Raw genomic sequence first — 20,537 nt, 5'->3', positions numbered from 1 at the left:
TTAATAGAGTAGTATATCAAAAAATGGTAGAGGAGGAATCGGATTAATGGTTTGGAGAAACAAAGCTTTCGGCAAGTTTCTGGCGATCAGTACCCTCGTTGTCGGGCTTGCTTCTGGAGCAGTCGGGCTGCCCGTAAATGCGGCCGAATCCGGAAGCACAGGGGCCAAGGACTTCGAGCTGCGCGTCCTACATACCAATGACACGCACGCGCACCTGGATAACATCGCTCGCAGGGTGACGGCCATTCACACAGCAAGAAATGATCACACGTTGTTGCTGGATGCGGGGGATGTATTTTCGGGAACGTTATATTTCAATCAATTCAACGGATTGGCCGATCTGTTCTTTATGAACGAGCTGAAGTATGATGCCATGACGTTTGGGAATCACGAGTTTGACAAAGGACCAGGTACCTTAGCCGAGTTCATTAAGCAGGCGAAGTTCCCGTTTGTCAGCGCTAATCTGGACTTTAGTGCGGATGCAGACCTGAAGGGGTTAAGCCATTCCGAGCTAGGCAAGGGAGAGCCTGGTCAAATTTACCCGGCTGTGATTAAGGAAATTGCCGGGGAGAAAGTGGGGATCATTGGCTTAACTACGCCGGAAACCTCCGTGTTATCCTCGCCTGGTCCTGACATCAAATTCGCTGACGAAGTCGAAAGCGCGCAGAAGCAAGTCGACGCTTTGGAAGCCGAAGGGATCAACAAGATCATTGTGTTGTCCCATTTAGGATATACCGTTGACCAACAACTGGCTGAAGCCGTCGATGGGATCGATATTATAGTTGGGGGGCACTCCCATACCGTTCTGAATGCCCCGGAAGTCCATCATGCCGATGAAGAACCAACGTTGATCGTGCAGACAGGCGAATATAACCAAAATTTAGGCCAACTGGATGTCACCTTTGATCACGACGGAAAATTAACCACCTGGAAAGGCGAGTTAATTGCCCTGGATGCCAAAGATGATGCCGGCAACTTTTTGATTAAGAGCGATGCCGCAGCGGAAGCCAAGCTGAAGGAATATGCTGCTCCGCTAGAAGATCTGAAGAAAACGGTGATCGGGAAGACCGAAACGGATTTGGATGGCGAACGCGGCAGCGTACGTAAGCAAGAGACGAATCTTGGTGACTTGATCGCTGATGGCATGCGCTCGAAGGTCATGAGCATCGTAAAAGTGCCTGATGTTAAAGGGTATGTAACCATCCAAAACGGGGGCGGGATTCGTGCTTCGATTAAAGCTGGGGATATTACCCTGGGTGATCTGCTCACCACAATGCCGTTCGGGAACAATTTAACGGCACTGAAGATGACAGGCGCTGAAATTGTGGCTGCACTGGAGAACGGTGTGAGCGGTGTCGAAAATGGGGAAGGGCGGTTCCCGCAAGTTTCGGGCTTGCGCTTCTACTACGATTCGACGAAGCCGGGTGAAGTGATCGACGATGTGACCGGTGAGAAGACGCAATCCGGACAACGCATCGTGAAAGTCCAAATCCAAAACGAAGGTGGAACCTACTCCGATATCGATCCGAAAGCATACTACATTGTGGCGACGAACTCGTTTATGGCGAGCGGCGGGGATTTTTACGCTTCGATGAAGCAAGGAAAGGACGACGGTCGGTTCTATGAGCTGAACCTCGTGGATTATGAAGTGTTCCATGAGTATCTCGACAAAGTGGGTACGGTTAAAGCCACCACTCAAGGACGGATTACCGATCTGAAAGGTGCTCCATTGCCAGCTGAAGCTGGAGGTACGCCAGCAGGCCCAAGCACAAACCCTGAAGTGCCTGCATTTACGGATATTTCCGGAGATCCCAATGCTTCGCTTATCAATGAAGCTGCAGCTGCCGGCATTGTTGAAGGATATGGGGATGGAACCTTCCGACCGCAAGCCGAGGTAACTCGTGCTGAATTTGCGGTCATGATCGGCCGTGCCTTCCAGGTATCGGAATCTTCTGAAGACACGGGATATACCGACATCTCGGAAGTGCCAAGCTGGGCTCTGCCTGCGGTAAGTTCCCTCAAGAAAGCAGGGGCGCTCGAAGTGCTTGGTAAAGAAACGTTCCAACCAAAAAGCACGCTTACTGCAAAACAAGCTGCCGAAGCGATTGCTGTTCTCTCCGGCAAAAAAGCCAATCTGGCTGGACTTGCCGCCGAGGCCAAGGTGACGCGCAGCAGCCTGGTATTGCTGATTCAATCCGCGCTGAAATAATCTTGCACAAATGTTTACCACCGTCTAGCCCAGTTACTTGGTTAGGCGGTGGTATTTTTTAACCGTATAACCGTTTATGATTTGCGTGGTGGATTTTGATCGTATTCTTCCGCCAGTTCTTCCAATGATTTGATAGGACCATGTGGATTTTGCGCTTGCTTTCGACTTTTCATGGCATTAATTTTTGATCGTTTGGATTTGGTCATAAATCAACATCCCCTTTCATTCGTGCGGTGAAGAACATGAACGTTTCTCCGCGATAGTTTGGGACGCGTCCAGACGAAATATTCACCCCTGCGGAGAGGCGATTCTTGCGATATTTGCTGTGGTGTTTGCGGGGAATAGGGATTATAATCTTTTCAATATTCTCAGGTTTGGGGGCATCGGAAATGGAAGAAATCGAGCGATGGTACGATACGGAATATGACGAATGGGAACGGTTAGTTCGACATCGAATCGAGTATGACATAACAAGGCGTTATTTTGACGAATACATTACCGGCAAGCGATTACGCGTATTGGATATCGGGGGAGGGCCTGGCAGATATTCGATTTATTTGGCTGAGCAAGGGCATGAGGTCACGTTGCTGGATTTGTCCAAGCGACATCTCGAGGTGGCTCGGACGAAAGCGGAGGAACGAGGAGTTACTTTGAAGGACTATATTCATGGGAACGCCGGCAAGCTTCGCATTTTCAGCAGGGCTCGCTTTGGGTCCTTTCACATTGGCGGTCATGTCCGTGTCCATAAACGCCACATGCAGGCCGGCCACTCTGATATTTTCTCCGCCAAAACCAACCGCAGCGTATCGGTCATATTCCATTCCGCCGCTTTTGCTGCTGGATAGGCAGTTCCACCGACACTAAACCAGAATGGTTTGTCTATATTATTTGACTAATATAGCAATATATGGTATAAAAAGAGTAAAATATAAAAATTAAAAGTGGAGGAAATAGAATGGTGAAAAAAGTCGCTGGGTTACTTCTTGTTTTTTTGTTTTTAGTTCCAATTCATACTTTTGCGTTTAATCTCAATGAAAATACAGCGCAGGTTGAAGTTCCAGAAGACTTTGCATCACTTCCTGAAAGTATTACTGTCGAAGGTAATTATGTGTGTGCTGATGATACTGTGGATAATGTTGATGGGCAGTTCAAGCCACTTACAACTTGTTCTGGAGATGGAGGATATGCTCGTTTAGATTCAGTCTTTGGTGCGGGTGGGGCAGTCAGATGGGAGATAAATCCTCGTTTTTCCACAGCACATGTTTTTACAGGCTCTTTGACAATATCAAGATATCAAAATGGTGTTCCTGTATTTTACGATTCTATACGGATATCTTGCAGCGGCGTATTTGGTGAAGCGTGCGGCGATTACGTGGAATTGGGTTTACCAAGTGGCACTTATAGTGTTAGCATAAGTGGGACGGCAAGAGATGCTTCGGGGCTCTTTAGTGGATCGTGCCACCCTGTACTATAGGGATCAGTTTTTAACATGTCTATTTCTCGAAAATATCAACAATTGCAAATAAGTAACATATCCCCTATGGATATGAATTTTCTATTATACATCGAAAACATTTATGAGTGCTACTTTGGGAGAAAAGAGATTTTTCCAGGCAGATACTTAATTTTAGATCAACAAGAGTTGCTTGAACCAGAAAGTTTTATCGTTGCTTTAAAGGCTTGTTGGAATACGATTGTGAAGGAGTATGAACAGCAACAATTCATGGACAATCCTCTAGACACGCTTCATTTTAGAGATGACTATGCAAGTCTGTTTAGAAATGATTCCGTCTTCCACACAGCTGAAAGGGTATGGAACGCATTTACGTTGTGGTGGTGGCCTGATTACGGTATTAAAGCCTACATGGAGAAATTTACGGACCAATATATGCCAGAAGTTACAGAGCAGATTTATAGAGGGCTTTACGAGAAGAATATTCCAATTGCTAAAGGTAATTCCCTTTATATAATGTTACTATTCAAACAACCAATTCAAATCATCCCCAAGAGTTCAAACAAACTATTTTTCTCAACTATTGATAGGTTCTTATATAAAAAGGATGAAATTGTCAGAGATATAGTTGATTTACTAAAGTAGATTCAGAAAATAGCCCTGTCAATCTTAACTGGTTGGTGGGGCTATTAAAATGCTCAAATATTCACTTTGGAATAACAGCAAAAGCAAACTGTAAAGAATCCGAAGCCTCGTCAGAAGCGAAAGAAGGCTCATTAAATATACTTGAGGGGGCTGTAATGATACGCGCAAAAGTTCGCTGCAGAAAATTTAATATTACGTAAAATAATAATTTGACGAATAAATAGATATGGATTATTCTAAAAACGGGAGGTGCGCGTTCAACATGGATAAAACCACGAAAGCTCATTATATGAGCCGAATTGATGAGAAATTAACGGATTTGCCTTGGTACGTGACCGAGTTCATCGATACGCGCAAACGCAAACTGTCGCATACCACGTTACTGAATTATTGTCATGATTACATCATTTTCTTTGATTGGCTCGTGGCTGAACGATTCGCAGCTCCCAGCCGTAAAGATGTTGAACTGTCCGTGCTTGAAAAATTAACGGTTCGAGAAATCGAAAGCTTTCTGACGTTCCTGGAATATCAATTAGGCAACTCCAAATTAACAATCAACCGGAAGCTGTCAGCACTTAAATCGCTGTTTGATTATTTACAGAATAAAGCCGAAACCGCTGATCTTAAGCCTTATCTTGAGCGAAATGTTATGGCCAAGATTGAATTTAATGCGCTGAAAGAAAGTCAGGAAACGATCGCGAATCGGATTGAAGGCAAAATTTTACGAGCCGATGATTTTGAACTGTTCCGGCAGTTTGTGGCTTATGATTTTGGTGAGCAAAACCGCGAGAATAAACGATTATTTCAATTCCACGAGTTTAACCGCGAACGGGATACGGCCATCGTTTCCTTAATACTAGGATCCGGATTGCGATTATCCGAAGTGGCCGGCATCAACCTGGAAGATCTCGATATGAACAAAGGCTTGGTTCGGGTCATTCGCAAAGGCAACAAAGAGCAATATGTATATTTTAGCGAACAAGCGAAGTTAGATCTGGAAAATTATATCAAAATTCGCGAAGCGCGGTATAAGCCGGAAAAATCAGAAACATATTTATTTATGGGTGCGCCGATCGGACGTAAAGGCAAAAACCGGCGATTAACGCCAAGATCGATTGAGAAACTGATTGAGAAGTACGCAACGGCTTTTGGCAAACCCGCCTTGACCGTCCATGCATTACGCCATTCCTTCGCAACGCGTTATCACCAGGAGAATAACGACGTGCCGCGACTGAAAAATCAATTAGGCCATGCATCAATTCAAACCACGATGATTTACACGCACTTAACGGATGAAGAGATGCGTAAAGCCGTAAATAATATGGACAAGTAGGACCATAAGGAAACAAGACCGTTGGAAACAGTCAAAACAGTTCCTGCGGTCTTTTCTGTATAACTTTTTCACAAAACCCGTATTTTGTACATATGTATATAAGTTAAATAAAAGCCCTTTCCTTGTTAGGTTAAATCCGCTTCAATAACTTGGCGAGGAATCAAAACTCTCTGCAAGATTAGAGATTTAGAAGTCTCCCTCTCCTTTTAGTTACTGCTGCGTGTTGTTGAATTCTTCATTCGCTTGAGCAAGTATTTTTTGAATAAACGGTGCCTTGCACAACGTATATGTTTGCCGGTCAGGACAGATCTCCGCCATTTCACGTTTTAAGTTCAAGTATTTAACGGCAACGTCGGGATACTTGATTAGATAGTCCCGGAAGAAAATAATGTTCTTCCATTCCTCACTTTCATATTCGTACACATGTAGATGATGTGTGCCGTTCCCCCATTCGCCCCTTCGAAAGAACATACGATTGGGGAAATCCTCTTTTGGTACGTATTCAAAGCCGATTTGGTTAAGTAGTGCGATCGCACAATCATCGATAATGGAAAGATGATCTACCGCCACCGCAATATCTATAATCGGCTTAGCCGCCATGCCAGGAATTGAAGTGCTACCTACATGTTCAATTCGCTTCACCTTATCACCGAGCAAAGCCAGAATGCGATTACGATCTTTCTCAAATTCCTGTGCCCAAAGGTCACTATAGTTACTGAGTGTGACTTTGTTTGTCATGAATATCACCTCTGCAAAAATAGGAATTACACGCGATAAGTGAGAAACTTACGGATGCCTATTTTATGGAATGATTACACATTATTTGACCGGTTTCTTCTTTTTAGCTCATTTACAACTGGCATTACGGGAGGACTAATTTCGGCAGGTATATCTTCGATATCAAAAAATCGGTATTCTCTGCTTTCGTTATCAATGTTTATTTCTCCATAAAATTTATTGCTAGAGTAAACAATATCGACGATATATACTTCATCTCCATTAGGGTAAATATAGTGCAACTCTTTTCCTGAGAAAACACCAAAAATACTCAATTCTTCTACACTTAAACCGGTCTCCTCAAACAGTTCTCTTCGAACCGAATATTCAGTATTTTCACCTAGGTCAACAGCTCCGCCTGGAAAACACCAGCAACCATTATCACTTCTTCTTAGCATTAGAACTTGATTTAACTGATTAAATAAAATAATACTTGCACCGCATAATAGTAACGGTTCATGTCCAATTAATTTTCTCATTTTCTTAACGTACTCGGTCATTTTAAATCCCCTCTCCCCTCCCCTCCGCTCTCATCAAAGAGATCGGTTGTAAAAATGAGATCATATTACAAGCCTAAGCCCAAGAAAATGAAGTCCTAGATCCATTGATTAGTAATGATACTATATAATAGAATTTGGATTACCTCAATGGAAAGGAAAGCGTTTAGATAATGATTAAATGATTATCGGGAATTCGACGAGGCTGATATTAAGCGAATCAAAACCATCAGAGCTTGGGTTGTCGACGAAGGAGATTCTTGAAATTTTGAAGTGCCATGATACTTATGTTGCTTACGATATCAATGAGTTCCGAAACCTATGACGATAAGCATGCGGAGATCGTCCATCAAATTCAAACGTTGGCTACGGTTCAACAGAAACTGGAACAACGTATTGATCAAATGAGAGCCCAGAAAAGGATGATGAGTATGGCGATCAGTTCTTCGGAGCAACTCCACTAACCTTGAAAGTCCATCGGTTCCGTAACCTTCCGCAACACTGCGGTTGATCAATTCTTGAATCGGTGTCATGAGCTCCGTACTAATGCCCTGTTCTTGGGACGCTTCAATTAAATTAACAAATCCCAGCTTATTGATATAAAGGCTGGATACGTTCGTTCGATGATCTCCCTCATCTACCGCCTGTGCCAGCCGGGGCAGCGATGTCGACATGGCTTGAAGCCAAGGAATCACAAGCTCCGTGAACGCCTCCGACTTGATCTGTTCCGAACGGGTCATGGCCGTGGCATGGAAGAAACCAGCGAACATTCCGTACATCGAGCTTAGCAGTGCCAAATCATAGAGAGGCGCCAAGCCCGGGTCTTCGCCAAGATATTTCACAGCTGCTAGCCCCTTGAGCGTTGATTCGCAGGTTTGGAGAGCCTTTTCAGATCCACTATACAGCACAAGTGCTCCAGGAGTGCCGATCATCTGTGGGACAGCCATGATTCCGCCGTCCAGATCCAGATATTCAGCGCCCTGGTTGGCTACCCAAGCGGCGGCTTGTCGAGCTTGAGCCGGAGTGCCGTTGGTGAGATTTACGATCACTCGACCGGCCAATATATCGCCTTGTACGATTCCATATGGTCGTCGGATGACCTTCCTTCAGGAACGTTTGGGCAAGAGCTGAACCCAACATACCTAAGCCGATGACACTCACTGGCGGTTGGTTCGCTTTCGTTGTATTCCAATCCTTACTGACTTTCATCTCACTTTGCTCCTTTTCTTTCATTCGAATTTCTCGTCGCCTATATCCCCCAATAACCATTTTTACTTCACAAACTGAAACCAACTGAAATCAAAATTGCTGCCCGGCAAAAAGATAAACGTTACATCCTGAACGCCCGTCACGCGATTTAATGGGAATTCCTTGACCTCGTACCCGTCGGTTTGTGTAAATTCGATCAACTGCCGGTTTTCTTTGCCATTTGCTGTGAACTGCACATGGATCGTATTTTTATCGATGAGTGAATGACCGCAGATCAACAGCTTTGATGCGCCCTCTCCCTCGAAACCCAGCTGCTTCATTTCCAGTGATACATTATTTCCGATCCCTTCTACGTTGTTCCCTTCGATTCGGAAGCTGTCCCCATAGATATGATCACAATCCGCAGCCGCATTCCGTAGCAAAGCCCGATTTTGGCGTGTGAATGAGAACCCTTTGAGATGAATCTTCTGCTTCAGCACAAAGCAAATTGAAGTAATGCCGCGAAGGCGCTTATTCAAACGAAATGTTGCTTCCTGATACACGTTCCACCGCGTTTCCTTCTGGTAAATGACTTCTGCAATCTGTTCGCTGCCCTCTTCCCCAGGCATCCCCTCCCAGATTTGAATCAGGTAAGGCTCGCTGGTCAACGCAAAGATCGGCAGCGTGATTTCATCCGACCCCTGAAGCCCAAAATCAAGATTCCGGAAGCCGATTCGAGATTCCCCATCTCTGCTGGTAGCCACGCCTCTTTCATTGCCGTTTCCGATCTCCCCGAAGCTGTAATCGTACAGTCCCGCCGAGATAAAGCTATACGGATCTTTCTGCGCCTCGCCCAGCCCTGTTGCTTGAAACTCCAACTCGGAGATCAGCTTAATTTTGTCCGTACCGTTGCGGCTCGTACAACGCACGCGGAAGCGCCCGTCCCCCAAAGCACGGAGTCTAGCCCGATGCCCATCCGCCTCGATTTGAGCAAGGTTAGATGGTATGCCCGCATCATTAACCACGCTCCATTCCACTTCCGTGTAGGAGGTATTCGCTGGGTAAAGCTTGGCTTCCAGTTGGATTTCAGGATGCTCGGCAGTCAGCTGTTGTCCAGCTAAAGAAATAATCTCAATTTTTCGCACCGGAATTTCGTCCGAGGTTCCCATCACAATCGGCATCTCACGGTTTCCAAATTGGGCAGAAACACCTGTGAGTCCCTGATCTACCGACCGAGATTCAAGAGTAATGCTCTGACTCTCCATCCCTTTCGAGCTGACTTTCACAACAATCGTGCCTGGTGTTGTGTTTGCTGCCACGATGGCCATCGCTTTTCCGCTGAACAATCTCCGACTCGTGCCTTTGTAAGGATCATAGTCCGTGCTGTCTCCGTTATCCAATCCAATTAACCGCCCGGCTCCCGCGACTTCAACGGTTACTCGATTGTTCGCATTTCTCACGGGATTTGCATCTTCATCTTCCATTGAGATTTCAATGAACGCCAGGTCGGTTCCGTTGGCCAGTAGGAATGATTTATCGGATTTGAGCTTGATGCGTGCAGCATCTTTAAAGGACCTTTGTACATCCGTCGCTATTATTTCGCCCTGGTCATCGTAAGCGACCGCTTTAATTTCACCGGGCTGATAGGGGATTTTCCAGGTGGGGACAAGCTCAAGGCCATGCTGATGATCGATCGTAAAGCTTCCTTGGGAGATCCCGTTACAAAACAACTCGACTTTCGGTGCATTGGAGCAGGCACGGACATCAATCAATTGACCCGGATTAAAATCCCAGTACGGAAAGAGATGAACCATCGGCCGCTCCCTGTAGTTCGTCCATGCCGATTGATAAATGTAATAAGAATCTTTAGGAAAAGTCGCGGTATCCAGCTGACCGAAATAGGCGTTCTTCGTATGATAAGGGGTGGGTTCCCCGATATAATCAAACCCTGTCCACAGAAATTGTCCCAGAGAGAAAGGCGTGTCCCGTTCAGCCAAGATGCAGGCCTCCGCTGATTTTGCCCCCCAGCTGGTTGGGCTGTTGCCTAATGCAGAGCATTGTTCATCGTCATCAGCCAGAATCGACTGCTCCAACGGGAAGTGATAAATCCCCCGGCTTTGCACCACCGAAGACGTCTCACTGCCATAAATGATCCAGTCCGGATGTTCGGCGTGATGGCGTTCATAGTATTTCTCCGCATAATTGTATCCGGCAACTTTCACGATATCCGCGCATTTCTGGGCATTTTCCCAAGGCATGTAGTTCGAGCCAATAGTCACCTTCCCGTTATGTTTAGGGTCGTGCCGATGCACTTCTTCCATCAGCATCCGGGTGATTTCTTGCCCTCTTTCATCCGCATGCGTGTCATAGATTTCATTCCCAATGCTCCACATCAGCAGGCTGGGGTGATTTCGGTCACGTCTGACCCAGCTCTCTACATCCCGTTGGGCCCATTCCTTAAAAAAACGGGAGTAGTCATACATCGTTTTCGATCGTTCCCACATGTCAAACGCTTCTGATACGACAAACAGTCCCATCTCAGCCGCAAGCTCCATCAACTCTGGGGCAGGCATATTGTGAGCGGTCCGGACAGCATTCACTCCCATCTCCTTCAACAGACGAAATCTGCGACGTAGCGCCTCTTTATTAAAGGCACTCCCCAATGCCCCAAGATCATGGTGCTCACAGACACCATTCAGCTTCATGGGAACTCCATTGATGAAGAGGCCCTTGTCTGGATCCATCTTCACTTCACGGAAACCAACGGATTGGGTCACCCTTTCAATAACTAAACGCTCTTCCTTCCCTGCGTTCTCCCCGGACGTTAGTAGGGACAGCTCCGTAACGAGCGTATACAACTGAGGTTCATTTGGGCTCCAAAGCCGAGGAGAAGTCAGCCTCAGGGTTTGAACGTTTTGCATCCCAGGATCAACTGCAGGAACTAGCGTTGCTGAAGATGTTTGTACGACATCCCCCTTGTGAAACAGACTGTGGGTGAGCACAAACTCTTGATGTCGGTCTGGATCGAGTCGCAGCTCCGTCTCGATTTCCATACGCCATTCCTGCTCTTCACGGCGGGTAGAAACATAGATCCCGTCCGTTACGATATAAGCGCTGCGGCTTCGGGTCTTCAGCCAAACACTACGGTAGATCCCCGCACCGGAGTACCACCTGCTGTTGGGACTTAAATGAACGATTTTAACCAATATTTCGTTTTCCCCAGGCACAAGCGCTTCAGTAATCTCATGTTCAAACGAGGAATAACCGTATTTCCATTCCCCGATCCGCTTCCCGTTCACATAGAGCGTCGAATCCATATACACGCCGTCAAAAGCGAGCGCAACCTCCTGTTCTTCCGTATTGCCGGAATAAACAAAGGTTTTACGGTACCAACCGATGCTGTTCTCATAAAGGTTAAGCGTGTTATAGATCAGCCAATCATGGGGCAAATCCACGGGTACAAAGGTGAGCCCCTGCAGCTCCGAACGATTAAGAGTCTCTTGAACCTCGGTTGCCATCGCCGCTTGTTGGACCGCGGAAGGATCCAGACTACTTTTGGCAAAAGTCCATCCATCATTAAATAGAATTTTTGAGTTCATCCCGTCTGCTCTCTTTCCCATTTATTCATGAAACTAATAAATCGCTCGCCCCTGCTCATCCGGAATTCCGGATTTACGATAAAAATACGTATTAATCTGATCCCGCCACTCCCGGGCATGTTCCGCTTGTTCTAGAAGACGACTTCGTCCGTTCTCAAACGCCTCTTCATCCATCTGCCCTTCCAGCGTCAACCATGCATCAAGGAAGTTTTGCGCCTGCTCAGCACCGGCGAAATGGGTGTCATAGATATGCTGAATCACCGTTTTGCCGGAATGCAGCTTGTGAGTATAAGGGGCATGGTGAAAAAATAAAAGCAGTTCATCCGGGCACGTGTCCAGCGATTCATAGCGGCTCACATTCGGCTCATGATATTGGGCGGTATAGCCCGTGCCCGACTTCACGGTGCGGTCCACGCCAATGCCGTTCCGATCTGCAAAATGATACGTCCCCCACCTGGAGTATTCATATCCATCTACATTAGGTCCGTAATGGTGATTGGGGTTCACCATCCATCCTACGCCAAGCGGGGCTGTATATTGTTCATAGGTTTGCCACGAGTTCATCAAGATGTTTAGTATGACTTCCGTCATTTTAAACCCGTTGCCAAACGTTAAAGCAATCCATTCTCGAGCGATCTGCTCTGCGGACAGGCTGGGATCCCAAATCAATCGCCCATACCCGTATAAATTGGCCTGAGCCAATACATGCCCTGTCCAATTCCAATCTTCGCCGATATTGGAAACCGCCGCCACACCACCTAACTTCCGTCCATAAAGCGAACCGGATACGATTTTGGCGACTTCGGAGCCTTCCCCTTGGGCATACGTATCAAACGCAAAGACTTCCTTCCATTGCGGAACCAAATAACAGACATGTCTGGCTTGACCCGTATATTCCTGGGTAATTTGCAGCTCCAGCATCTGGTTAGTATCCGGCATGGCACCAAACAGCGGCGATACCGGCTCTCGAACCTGAAAGTCCATCGGACCGTTTTTGATCTGCAAAATCACGTTGTCCTCAAACTGTCCGTCCAGCGGCTTAAAATGGTCATACGCTGCTTTGGCCCGGTCGGTTGTACGGTCTCGCCAATCCTGGAAGCAGTTATAGACGAAGCAGCGCCAAATGACCAGGCCGCCATACGGCTTCAGCGCTTCGGCCAGCATATTGGCTCCGTCGACGTGATTCCGGCCATAGGTGAACGGACCAGGGCGGGACTCAGAATCGGCTTTGACCAGAAAACCACCGAAATCGGGAATGACCTCGTAAATGTCATCGGCTGCCTTTTTCCACCATGCGATCACATCCTCGTCTAGCGGGTCGGCGGTTGGCAGATGTCCCACTACGATCGGACTGGCGAAGTTGATGCTGAGAAAGGTGGTGATCCCATATTTCCGAAAGATGTCCGCAATTCTCGCCACCTCGGCTAACATTGGCTGCTTGATTAACCATGATTCACGCTCATGCACATTCACATTGTTTCCCGCTCATTCAGCTTGTTATCCGGCTCTTCATACAGCAGATTCCCGCTGTCATCCACAACGATCTTCGATGCGTCTTCCGGGCTCTGCTGGGCATCGAAGAACTGTTTAAAAAGTCCGTCGTTTAACGAGATTTGCAAGATGCCGATGGAACGAGTGTAGCTGTTATTGTACATCTTGTGAAAATAACGGATCGCGGGCAGCACGTTTGGCGAATCCGACTTCTCGTATGCCCAAAGCCCCTTGTTAGGAGCAAGCCGCTGGACGTCTGCAGCCTGCGGTGAATCCGTAAATCTGGCGATATCCTGAACTTCAGGGGATAGAATCGGAAGATCTGGATTCGCTTTATACATGGTGATTTTGTCGATAAGCTGATTGGAAATGTAGGCAAAGGAAAAGGTGGGACTGATCTCCCGCTTGTACCTGTACGCCTCCGCCCAATCGGTTGCGCTGAATCCTCCCAAATACTCCGTCAGGCTGGTGTTGTTTTGAAAAAGAGCATACATCGCTTCGATTTTCGTCAGATCAACCTCCAAATTTCGGTATGCCTGCTCTAACATCTGTGATTTGCCGCTTTTCAAGTGATCCAGCTGATTATTGTACATTTGTCTATAAAAGATCAATCCAAATACGGCAAACGGAATACAGATCAGCAGGATATAGCCGATAAACAATTTGTGGACCAGGCGCAGGTTGCGCAGGCGTGCTGTAATCGGTTGCAAAATAGAGTTCATGAACTTCTCACCTTCGGCTTCCAATTTCATTATAAAAGTGCCTGAATTATACCGATACTTTCGATTTCTTATGTTTGACTCCTCATTTTTAAGGGCTCTTGTTTTTGGGCTATAAAAACAAAATAACCCGTGCACGCACGGGTTATAAATCATCACATTATCTCAAAGCAAAGTCACCTTTTGAAAAGTGTTATCCTTCATCGTTCTTACGACTCGAATATTCTTGATATTCGTGGGATGCCCGAGAACGGTTTTAAACACCCAATAGGGTTGTAAAGTTTCGATTTCGACTTCTTCCCCAAGCTCTGTTTTAATGAGTTGGATAAAGTCTCCCATATTTGGAGCTTGTCCGACTTCTTTAAAGAAGGAGATCTGTCGGAAGGTTCGCTCCCCAGATAATGAGGTGATTTCTAGGGTTGTGGAATATTTATCCTTTGACGTGATTTCATTGTCTTGTCCCTTGTGCTCTGCCATTTTACTTAATTCCCTCTCCACAAAATATTTATTATATGAATTATATCGACAGAGGGAAAAAATAAATTATCTCTTTCTTTCATTTCTTAAGATTTGTTCACACTTTTTTTATCTCTATTTTGATGTCACCGGCAAGATGCCTCCTGCAAAAGGAGAAAGGATAAGCCCGGCAGCCAAAACAGATGAGCAAATCTGACAAACACTCAAGAAGCGAACAAACTCCTTCGCCTTTATCAAAAAATCGCGGTTGCCGAAGGCGCAGGAACCGGAGCTGGCGGTCTTGTGTTGAATGCGGTGGATTTTCCGGCATTCATTGCGATTAAAATGAAGTTTCTGTTCGAATTGGCCCATGTCTACGGGTATGACACGAAGGTGTTTTCCGAACGCGTATCGCTTGCGTAAACTAAATGATCAGACGAGTTAACCCTCACTCCGCCCCTACCACTGGATGCGGTACGTATGGTTCTTCAAGATAGGCCATTTCCTCCGCGCTGAGTTTGACCGATAACGCCCCAACTGCATCTTCCAGATGCGATAGTTTTGTAGCGCCCACGATGGGTGCTGCGACCTGTTCCTTCTGCAACAGCCAAGCCAGCGCGATATGTACGCGAGGAACACCGCGTTTCTCCGCCACTTCTGCCACACGCTCGATAATAAAACGATCCGCCGCTGCGGTGGGATCGTACTTGGATTTTTGAATCGCATCGGTTTCCGAGCGATGGGTGGTGACCGATGCATCGCGAATCAAGCGGCCGGAAGCGAGCGGGCTATAAGGCGTTACGGCGATGTTTTGGTCTTTGCAGAGCGGCAGCATCTCCCTCTCCTCTTCCCGATAAATCAAGTTGTAGTGGTTTTGCATGGAAACAAACCGGGTCCATCCGTTCTTCTCAGCGACATACTGGGCCTTCTGGAATTGCCAGGCGTACATTGCAGAAGCACCTATATACCGGGCTTTCCCCGCTTTCACCACGTCGTGCAGCGCCTCCATCGTTTCCTCGATAGGCGTGTTGTAATCCCAACGATGGATGATATAAAGGTCCACGTAATCGGTCCCCAGCCGCTTCAGGCTCTTGTCAATTTCGCTCAATATCGCTTTCCGCGATAATCCGGCTCCGTTGGGACCGGGATGCATGCGTCCCCACACCTTGGTTGCAAGCACGATTTCGTCCCGGTTCGCGATCTCTTTAAGAATTCGTCCCGTGATCGCTTCGCTGGTCCCGGCTGCATAGACGTTGGCTGTATCAAAGAAGTTGATGCCCAGCTCAAGCGCTCTTTGAATGATTGGGCGGGCCTTATCCTCATTCAGCACCCAGGAATGCCATCCTGGTACCACTTCGCCAAAGCTCATGCAGCCGAGGCAAATTCGCGAGACGTCCAATCCGGTATTCCCTAGCTTCACATAATCCATCGTTCATTCCTCCATGCGATGAAGTCTGATCCTCTTTATTATCTCTCAAAGAAAAAGACGTCCGCAATTCAAATCTCTTGCAAACGTCTAATTCGGATGCGCTTTAGAGTACGGTGTCGTCCACCCCGTCCAGCCACGCTTCGATGCTTCCGATCACCGAAGTGACGCAGCCGTCTTCAAACGGTGAAATCAAGCCGGACGTTTGGACCAGCTCCGTGAAGGATTGGCTGCCGCCTTGCTGGCATAAGCGCAAGTAGTCGGCCCACGCCGCTTCGCGGTCTTCATGCATCTTCTTCCAGAACTGAAACGCGCAAATCTGTGCCAAGGTATAATCGATATAATAAAACGGCGAATTGAAGATATGCCCCTGTTTGTGCCAGTACCCGCCCCGTTCCAAATAGGCGTTATCCGCATAGTTCCGGTAAGGCACATACTTGCGTTCAATCTCCCGCCAAGCTTGCTTGCGTTCCGCCGGCGTCGCCTCCGGATGCTCATAGACGTAATGCTGGAATTCATCCACCGCCACGCCGTAAGGAATGAAGATGACTGCACTAGCTAAGTGATCAAAGCGGTATTTATCGGCCTGTTCTTCAAAGAACAAATCCATCCAAGGCCAGGTGAAAAATTCCATGCTCATCGAATGAATTTCACAGGCTTCCAGCGTCGGGAATTGATACTCCGGCACCTCGTAGCCCCGGCTTTCATACATTTGAAATGCATGCCCTGCTTCATGTGTCAGCACATCGATATCGCCGGACGTCCCGTTGAAATTTGAGAAAATAAACGGCGCCTTGTAATCGCTGATAAAGGTACAGTACCCGCCAGCCTGTTTACCTTGTTTGGACACGAGATCCATCAATCCATTTTCCGTCATGAAGGTGAAGAATTCATTCGTTTCCCGAGACAGCTCGCGATACATCTTCGCCCCGTTCTTCACAACCCAGTCGGAATCGCCTTTCGGTACCGCGTTTCCGGATTTGAAAGCAAAGCTCTCATCATAGTACAGCAGCTGGTCCACGCCGATCCGCTGCTTTTGCCGCTCCTTCAGCTTCGTGGTCACAGGCACAATATGCTTGAGAACCTGGCTTCGGAAGTTCGCTACCTTCTCGGCATCGTAATCCGTCCGCGACAGGCGGGCATAACCGAGCTCCACGAAGTTGCGGAATCCAAGCTTCTTGGCGATCTTGGTCCGCACTTGGACCAACTCGTCATAGATCCGGTCAAGCTCATCTTCATGCTCGGCCAAAAAACCGTACGCCGCTTCGGCCGCACGCTTGCGAACCCCCCGATCCGTCGATTGCTGGAACGGTATGAGCTGGGACAAGTTGCGTTCCTCGCCTTCAAACGGAATTTTTGCGGAGGCGATCAGCTTGGCGTATTCCGTGGTCAGTTTGTTTTCCCGCTGCAGATCCTCGATGACGTCCGGGCTAAACGTCTTTAACGACAGCTCGGCAAGCCGGAACAGCTGATGTCCCCATTTTTTCTCCAGCTGGCCGCGGAATTTCGAATGAACTAAAGCCCGGTAGTAGTCTGTAATCGATTCCTGCACAACCGGGCCCACTTCATCATAGAAGTCCTGTTCCGCTTTATAAAACTCGTCGTTTGTATTGATCGTATGCCGGACGCTGGCGATCTCCTGCATTGTATCGAAGCCGCTTCTAAGTTGATTGATTTCCCGCATGATCCGGTCTTGCTCTTCATAAGAATCCGCACTTGTAAATGCCTGAAGAAGCTCCTTAAATCTCTGTTGGAAAGCTTGGACATCGGGCCGTTCATATCGGTATTCGCTAAATTTCATGGCATACACCTGCCTTTTCAAAGATTAGATAAATTTGGAATTAGAAAGGATACGAACATTATACTAAATCCTCTTTCGGGATCGCAATCACGACACGATTTGTTAGCTGTGCACACCACGGTAGGTTTATCCAGTTTTCTTGGTTCGAAGGTAACCGTCGACCTTGGCTTTCATCGATTGGATGGTCGTTTTCCGGTATTGGATTGCAAGCCGAAGTACCTTCAGCTGCTGTGTACGGGATAATTGCCTGAACCGAGGCTCTTGTCGCAAAAATTTACGGATGATGGACCAGCTGCTCGCGGATGTCCGATCCCGTTGAACACGCGGGACTTCATAGGGCAAATTGGGTTTGCGAAAATAATGGATCAACGATTCTACGCGCTCGGAGGTTTTACCTTGGTCCACCAAGCATGGAGCCACTGTATTTTTCGTATGCTTTCTCAAAAATTCGTAATGGTGATTTCCGCTAACGATGATGTATCCTCCGTGCTTCCGGCTTTTGCGGACAACCATCAGATGCATGCAATCCTGCGCGGCCTTTCGAAGCGACTTGATTCGCTGGGTAAGTTGAACAGAGATGCCGGGTCTAAGCTTGTTAAGAGGGATATATTGCACCGTAAATCTCATGGAGCCACCCCTTTCCGATGAACTTAACTATATGTATATGCCTCATCTGCCCAGCTTGCATCCTTAGCCTGAAAAAAGCGGTTTGAGACTGATGACGCTCCCCTATTCTCCCTTCGAGGGATTCCACCGCCCTCCTCGATTCCTTTCATATAGCCGGGAAGCACCCAATAGCTTTCTTTGTCGTCATCATATAGGGGTCATTGAATCTTGGGTTGTACAGCGTCATATCAGTGTAGATCCAATCCAGGAGTTCTTTTATCATTGGCCTAAAAACTTCTGCATCGCTTTCTGGATCGAAATGTTGCTCGCCCAACCGATCGCTCGATTCGTTATGAAAACAATGCATGTCAAACAAGCTGCCAAAGCTGCGCAGTTAGATAACGTCGAGACGTAGAAAGCTACAATACTTAACAAAAAACAAGGCAATCCGCTTTTGCGGTTTGCCTTGTTTTTTTATATCCCACCGTTTATTTAAACAAATACGGATACATTTCTTTCGCCAACTGCTCCATCCCATCAATCGTGTTGTAGCCATAGCCAAACATATAGTTGTAGTCGACCGCGTAGATCTGTTTGTTCTTGATCGCCTTCATGCTGGATAATTTCGGATTGTTATAAAGCGCTTCTTTGAGCGTGTTGGGATCCGATCCGTCATAGGTTCTCCAATCCGGGACGATCAGGACGTCCGGGTCGGCCCCGATCAGCGATTCCACACTTACCTCGTCGCTGGTATTATTTTCGAAGACATTCTTAAGCTTCACCATATGGAACGCATCGTTAAAGAAGGTTTCAGCATGGGCGGCATAGACGCTGACTTCATTTGGATCGCTCATAAATAATAAAGCGAAGGTTTTTTCTTCGGTAATGCCCGCCAGTTTGGAGCTAATGACTTCTTGTCTTGCTTTTAATTCTTGAATAAATTCATTTGCCTTATCTTGCACATTAAAGATGTTCCCTAAATTCTCGATATCCTTGTAGACTGATTCATAGGTTCCTCCGGTAATCGAAGACTCTAAAACATAAGTTTTAATGCCCATATCATTTAATACGTCAACGGTGCCGACACCCCAATCGGCGTTCTCAAATAAACCGCCGCGCCCAAAGACCAGATCCGGATCCGTTCCAAGGGTAACTTCCTTCCCAACGTATCCATCGCTCAAAATGTTCAGTTTGTTGTATTCCTCTTCCACCGATGGATCCGGTGCACCGAAGTTTGCTCCGACCCCAACAATTTTATCGCCTAACCCTAAATGCAACAGCAATTCAGCGGCTGGTCTTGTATTTGCCATGATCTGTTCAGGCGCTTTGTCGAAGACTTGCTCTTTCTCTTCCCACACCGTACCGCCTTCCGCTTTCGCGTAGTTAACGATCGTTACGGGATACTGGCTGGTAGCTGCTTCTTGATTTTGAGCTTGGTTTTGAGTTTGATTTTCAGTTTGATTTTGCGCTGACGCCGAGCCGCTGCTTGTGCTTGTGCTCGTGTTTGCCCCTCCGCAAGCCGTTAATGTCAGCAGGAATGTTAAACTTAAGGCAAGCCATATTTTCTTCTTCATCCTTCGTTCTCCCCTTCTAAATTCCATATGCGAAGCTTAATCCGTTCGTAATCGGATTGATATATGTCTGGCATTTGATGTGATAAAGTGACTCGATAACTTCCGGTGTCAGAACTTCTTCCGGTCTTCCGTGTGCATAAACCTCGCCGTCCTTGATCGCATATAGGTAATCGCAATAATGGGCGGCCATTTCCAAGTCGTGAAGCGCTGCCAACACACCGATCTGCAGCGACTTCACACAGGTTAAGATCTCTAGCTGATAACGAATATCCAAGTGATTCGTAGGTTCATCCAAAATCATGAACTTGGGCTGTTGGGCAATGGTTCTCGCTAAAATAACCCTCTGCTTCTCGCCCCCGGACAAAGACAAATAACTGCGGTTTTTGTATTCGAGCAGATTCGTTCTTCTTAAGGCTTCCTCTACGATTTCGTAATCCTCTTGCTTATCGGACTCCAGCAATTTTTTGTGGGGTGTCCGGCCCAACATCACCATTTGTTGCACCGTTAGATCAAAATGCATCTCATTAAATTGACCGACCACGCCTAATTGTTGCGACACCTTTTTTTCTGAAGTTTTTAATACATCCATATCATTCAGAAAAACGGTGCCGTTCTGCGGGACCAAGCTCTTGTAGATGCTTTTTAGCAACGTCGATTTTCCGCATCCATTGGGGCCGATCAGTCCAACAAACTGCTTGTTTTTGACGTGGATCGAAACATTTTTGACGATTTCTCTTTTTCCGATCTTGATCTCCAAGTGTTT

Annotated in this window: 18 protein-coding genes and 2 pseudogenes; 6 read left to right on the top strand and 14 right to left on the bottom strand. The window is 46.9% G+C overall.

Annotation, left to right across the window (positions count from 1 at the left end):
* Positions 1-46: 46 nt before the first annotated feature.
* The gene (locus tag POTG_RS03045) at positions 47-2,209 is read left to right on the top strand and encodes a 5'-nucleotidase C-terminal domain-containing protein (RefSeq protein ID WP_009223327.1); all 2,163 of its coding nucleotides are present in this window, start codon (positions 47-49) and stop codon (positions 2,207-2,209) included.
* 74 nt (positions 2,210-2,283) lie between these two features.
* Here the strand turns inward: POTG_RS03045 and POTG_RS24590 are convergent, their stop codons facing one another.
* Positions 2,284-2,415 (bottom strand): DUF6254 family protein, encoded by a 132-nt coding sequence (locus tag POTG_RS24590; RefSeq protein ID WP_232282204.1) that lies wholly within the window; start codon positions 2,413-2,415, stop codon positions 2,284-2,286.
* A gap of 183 nt (positions 2,416-2,598) precedes the next feature.
* Here POTG_RS24590 and POTG_RS03040 point away from each other — a divergent pair, with 183 nt between their 5' ends.
* The 4 genes from POTG_RS03040 to xerS all read left to right on the top strand — a co-directional run bounded on the left by POTG_RS03040 (position 2,599) and on the right by xerS (position 5,640).
* Positions 2,599-3,054 (top strand): class I SAM-dependent methyltransferase, encoded by a 456-nt coding sequence (locus POTG_RS03040; RefSeq protein ID WP_050769667.1) that lies wholly within the window; start codon positions 2,599-2,601, stop codon positions 3,052-3,054.
* 110 nt (positions 3,055-3,164) lie between these two features.
* Positions 3,165-3,683 carry a hypothetical protein gene (locus POTG_RS23550; RefSeq protein WP_157273283.1) on the top strand — a complete coding sequence of 173 codons (519 nt, stop codon included), beginning with the start codon at positions 3,165-3,167 and terminating at the stop codon, positions 3,681-3,683.
* Between the two features lie 15 nt (positions 3,684-3,698).
* Positions 3,699-4,307: a hypothetical protein gene (locus POTG_RS03035; protein ID WP_036643841.1), complete on the top strand. Its 609-nt coding sequence runs from the start codon at positions 3,699-3,701 to the stop codon at positions 4,305-4,307.
* A gap of 262 nt (positions 4,308-4,569) precedes the next feature.
* Positions 4,570-5,640 carry a tyrosine recombinase XerS gene (gene xerS, locus POTG_RS03030; RefSeq protein ID WP_009223324.1) on the top strand — a complete coding sequence of 357 codons (1,071 nt, stop codon included), beginning with the start codon at positions 4,570-4,572 and terminating at the stop codon, positions 5,638-5,640.
* Positions 5,641-5,850: 210 nt separating this feature from the next.
* Here the strand turns inward: xerS and POTG_RS03025 are convergent, their stop codons facing one another.
* The 8 genes and pseudogenes from POTG_RS03025 to POTG_RS02995 all read right to left on the bottom strand — a co-directional run bounded on the left by POTG_RS03025 (position 5,851) and on the right by POTG_RS02995 (position 14,388).
* The gene (locus POTG_RS03025) at positions 5,851-6,378 is read right to left on the bottom strand and encodes a GrpB family protein (RefSeq protein WP_009223323.1); all 528 of its coding nucleotides are present in this window, start codon (positions 6,376-6,378) and stop codon (positions 5,851-5,853) included.
* A gap of 74 nt (positions 6,379-6,452) precedes the next feature.
* Positions 6,453-6,917, bottom strand: a complete 465-nt coding sequence (locus POTG_RS03020; protein ID WP_009223322.1) for an NUDIX hydrolase — start codon at positions 6,915-6,917, stop codon at positions 6,453-6,455.
* A gap of 299 nt (positions 6,918-7,216) precedes the next feature.
* Positions 7,217-7,975, bottom strand: coding sequence for an NAD(P)-dependent oxidoreductase (locus POTG_RS03015; RefSeq protein WP_009223321.1), 759 nt, complete (start codon positions 7,973-7,975; stop codon positions 7,217-7,219).
* On the bottom strand, positions 7,887-8,123 hold the full coding sequence (locus tag POTG_RS25225) for an NAD(P)-binding domain-containing protein (RefSeq protein ID WP_332306489.1): 237 nt from the start codon (positions 8,121-8,123) through the stop codon (positions 7,887-7,889). The genes POTG_RS03015 and POTG_RS25225 overlap by 89 nt, the downstream gene beginning before the upstream one ends.
* 62 nt (positions 8,124-8,185) lie before the next feature.
* Positions 8,186-11,701 (bottom strand): glycoside hydrolase family 2 TIM barrel-domain containing protein, encoded by a 3,516-nt coding sequence (locus POTG_RS03010; RefSeq protein WP_009223320.1) that lies wholly within the window; start codon positions 11,699-11,701, stop codon positions 8,186-8,188.
* Positions 11,702-11,734: 33 nt separating this feature from the next.
* Positions 11,735-13,180, bottom strand: a pseudogene (locus tag POTG_RS03005) (alpha-glucuronidase); the annotation flags it as partial.
* Complete coding sequence (locus POTG_RS03000; RefSeq protein ID WP_198136141.1) at positions 13,171-13,914, bottom strand: cache domain-containing protein; 744 nt, start codon at positions 13,912-13,914, stop codon at positions 13,171-13,173. The pseudogene POTG_RS03005 and the gene POTG_RS03000, both read right to left, overlap by 10 nt.
* A 162-nt stretch (positions 13,915-14,076) precedes the next feature.
* Complete coding sequence (locus POTG_RS02995) at positions 14,077-14,388, bottom strand: hypothetical protein (protein WP_009223317.1); 312 nt, start codon at positions 14,386-14,388, stop codon at positions 14,077-14,079.
* Between the two features lie 204 nt (positions 14,389-14,592).
* On the opposite strand from POTG_RS02995, the pseudogene POTG_RS22960 reads away from it, so the two are divergent.
* Positions 14,593-14,778, top strand: a pseudogene (locus tag POTG_RS22960) (EcsC family protein); the annotation flags it as partial.
* Between the two features lie 37 nt (positions 14,779-14,815).
* Here POTG_RS22960 and POTG_RS02990 read toward each other — a convergent pair.
* The 5 genes from POTG_RS02990 to POTG_RS02970 form a co-directional block, all read right to left on the bottom strand.
* The gene (locus POTG_RS02990; RefSeq protein WP_009223316.1) at positions 14,816-15,796 is read right to left on the bottom strand and encodes an aldo/keto reductase; all 981 of its coding nucleotides are present in this window, start codon (positions 15,794-15,796) and stop codon (positions 14,816-14,818) included.
* A gap of 103 nt (positions 15,797-15,899) precedes the next feature.
* Positions 15,900-17,594 carry a M3 family oligoendopeptidase gene (locus POTG_RS02985; RefSeq protein WP_009223315.1) on the bottom strand — a complete coding sequence of 565 codons (1,695 nt, stop codon included), beginning with the start codon at positions 17,592-17,594 and terminating at the stop codon, positions 15,900-15,902.
* A 126-nt stretch (positions 17,595-17,720) separates the two neighbouring features.
* Positions 17,721-18,221, bottom strand: a complete 501-nt coding sequence (locus POTG_RS02980) for a hypothetical protein (protein WP_036643836.1) — start codon at positions 18,219-18,221, stop codon at positions 17,721-17,723.
* 467 nt (positions 18,222-18,688) lie between these two features.
* Positions 18,689-19,774 (bottom strand): ABC transporter substrate-binding protein, encoded by a 1,086-nt coding sequence (locus POTG_RS02975; RefSeq protein ID WP_009223313.1) that lies wholly within the window; start codon positions 19,772-19,774, stop codon positions 18,689-18,691.
* Positions 19,775-19,790: 16 nt separating this feature from the next.
* Complete coding sequence (locus tag POTG_RS02970; RefSeq protein WP_009223312.1) at positions 19,791-20,531, bottom strand: ABC transporter ATP-binding protein; 741 nt, start codon at positions 20,529-20,531, stop codon at positions 19,791-19,793.
* Positions 20,532-20,537: the final 6 nt, after the last annotated feature.

Source organism: Paenibacillus sp. oral taxon 786 str. D14, assembly GCF_000159955.1.
In the GTDB taxonomy this organism is placed as follows: Bacteria; Bacillota; Bacilli; order Paenibacillales; family Paenibacillaceae; genus Fontibacillus; species Fontibacillus phoenicis.
The sequence above is the reverse complement of the archived record's forward strand: the minus strand, read 5'-3'. Positions and strand labels throughout refer to the sequence as shown.

Coding starts and splice junctions, on each gene's coding strand:
- POTG_RS03000 (WP_198136141.1), bottom strand. CDS start 13,914: ATGAACTCTATTTTGCAACCGATTACAGCACGCCTGCGCAACCTGCGC.
- xerS (WP_009223324.1), top strand. CDS start 4,570: ATGGATAAAACCACGAAAGCTCATTATATGAGCCGAATTGATGAGAAA.
- POTG_RS03040 (WP_050769667.1), top strand. CDS start 2,599: ATGGAAGAAATCGAGCGATGGTACGATACGGAATATGACGAATGGGAA.
- POTG_RS03025 (WP_009223323.1), bottom strand. CDS start 6,378: ATGACAAACAAAGTCACACTCAGTAACTATAGTGACCTTTGGGCACAG.
- POTG_RS24590 (WP_232282204.1), bottom strand. CDS start 2,415: ATGACCAAATCCAAACGATCAAAAATTAATGCCATGAAAAGTCGAAAG.
- POTG_RS02980 (WP_036643836.1), bottom strand. CDS start 18,221: ATGAGATTTACGGTGCAATATATCCCTCTTAACAAGCTTAGACCCGGC.
- POTG_RS02975 (WP_009223313.1), bottom strand. CDS start 19,774: ATGAAGAAGAAAATATGGCTTGCCTTAAGTTTAACATTCCTGCTGACA.
- POTG_RS25225 (WP_332306489.1), bottom strand. CDS start 8,123: ATGAAAGTCAGTAAGGATTGGAATACAACGAAAGCGAACCAACCGCCA.
- POTG_RS03010 (WP_009223320.1), bottom strand. CDS start 11,701: ATGAACTCAAAAATTCTATTTAATGATGGATGGACTTTTGCCAAAAGT.
- POTG_RS23550 (WP_157273283.1), top strand. CDS start 3,165: ATGGTGAAAAAAGTCGCTGGGTTACTTCTTGTTTTTTTGTTTTTAGTT.
- POTG_RS03045 (WP_009223327.1), top strand. CDS start 47: ATGGTTTGGAGAAACAAAGCTTTCGGCAAGTTTCTGGCGATCAGTACC.
- POTG_RS03020 (WP_009223322.1), bottom strand. CDS start 6,917: ATGACCGAGTACGTTAAGAAAATGAGAAAATTAATTGGACATGAACCG.
- POTG_RS02990 (WP_009223316.1), bottom strand. CDS start 15,796: ATGGATTATGTGAAGCTAGGGAATACCGGATTGGACGTCTCGCGAATT.
- POTG_RS02995 (WP_009223317.1), bottom strand. CDS start 14,388: ATGGCAGAGCACAAGGGACAAGACAATGAAATCACGTCAAAGGATAAA.
- POTG_RS03035 (WP_036643841.1), top strand. CDS start 3,699: ATGTCTATTTCTCGAAAATATCAACAATTGCAAATAAGTAACATATCC.
- POTG_RS02985 (WP_009223315.1), bottom strand. CDS start 17,594: ATGAAATTTAGCGAATACCGATATGAACGGCCCGATGTCCAAGCTTTC.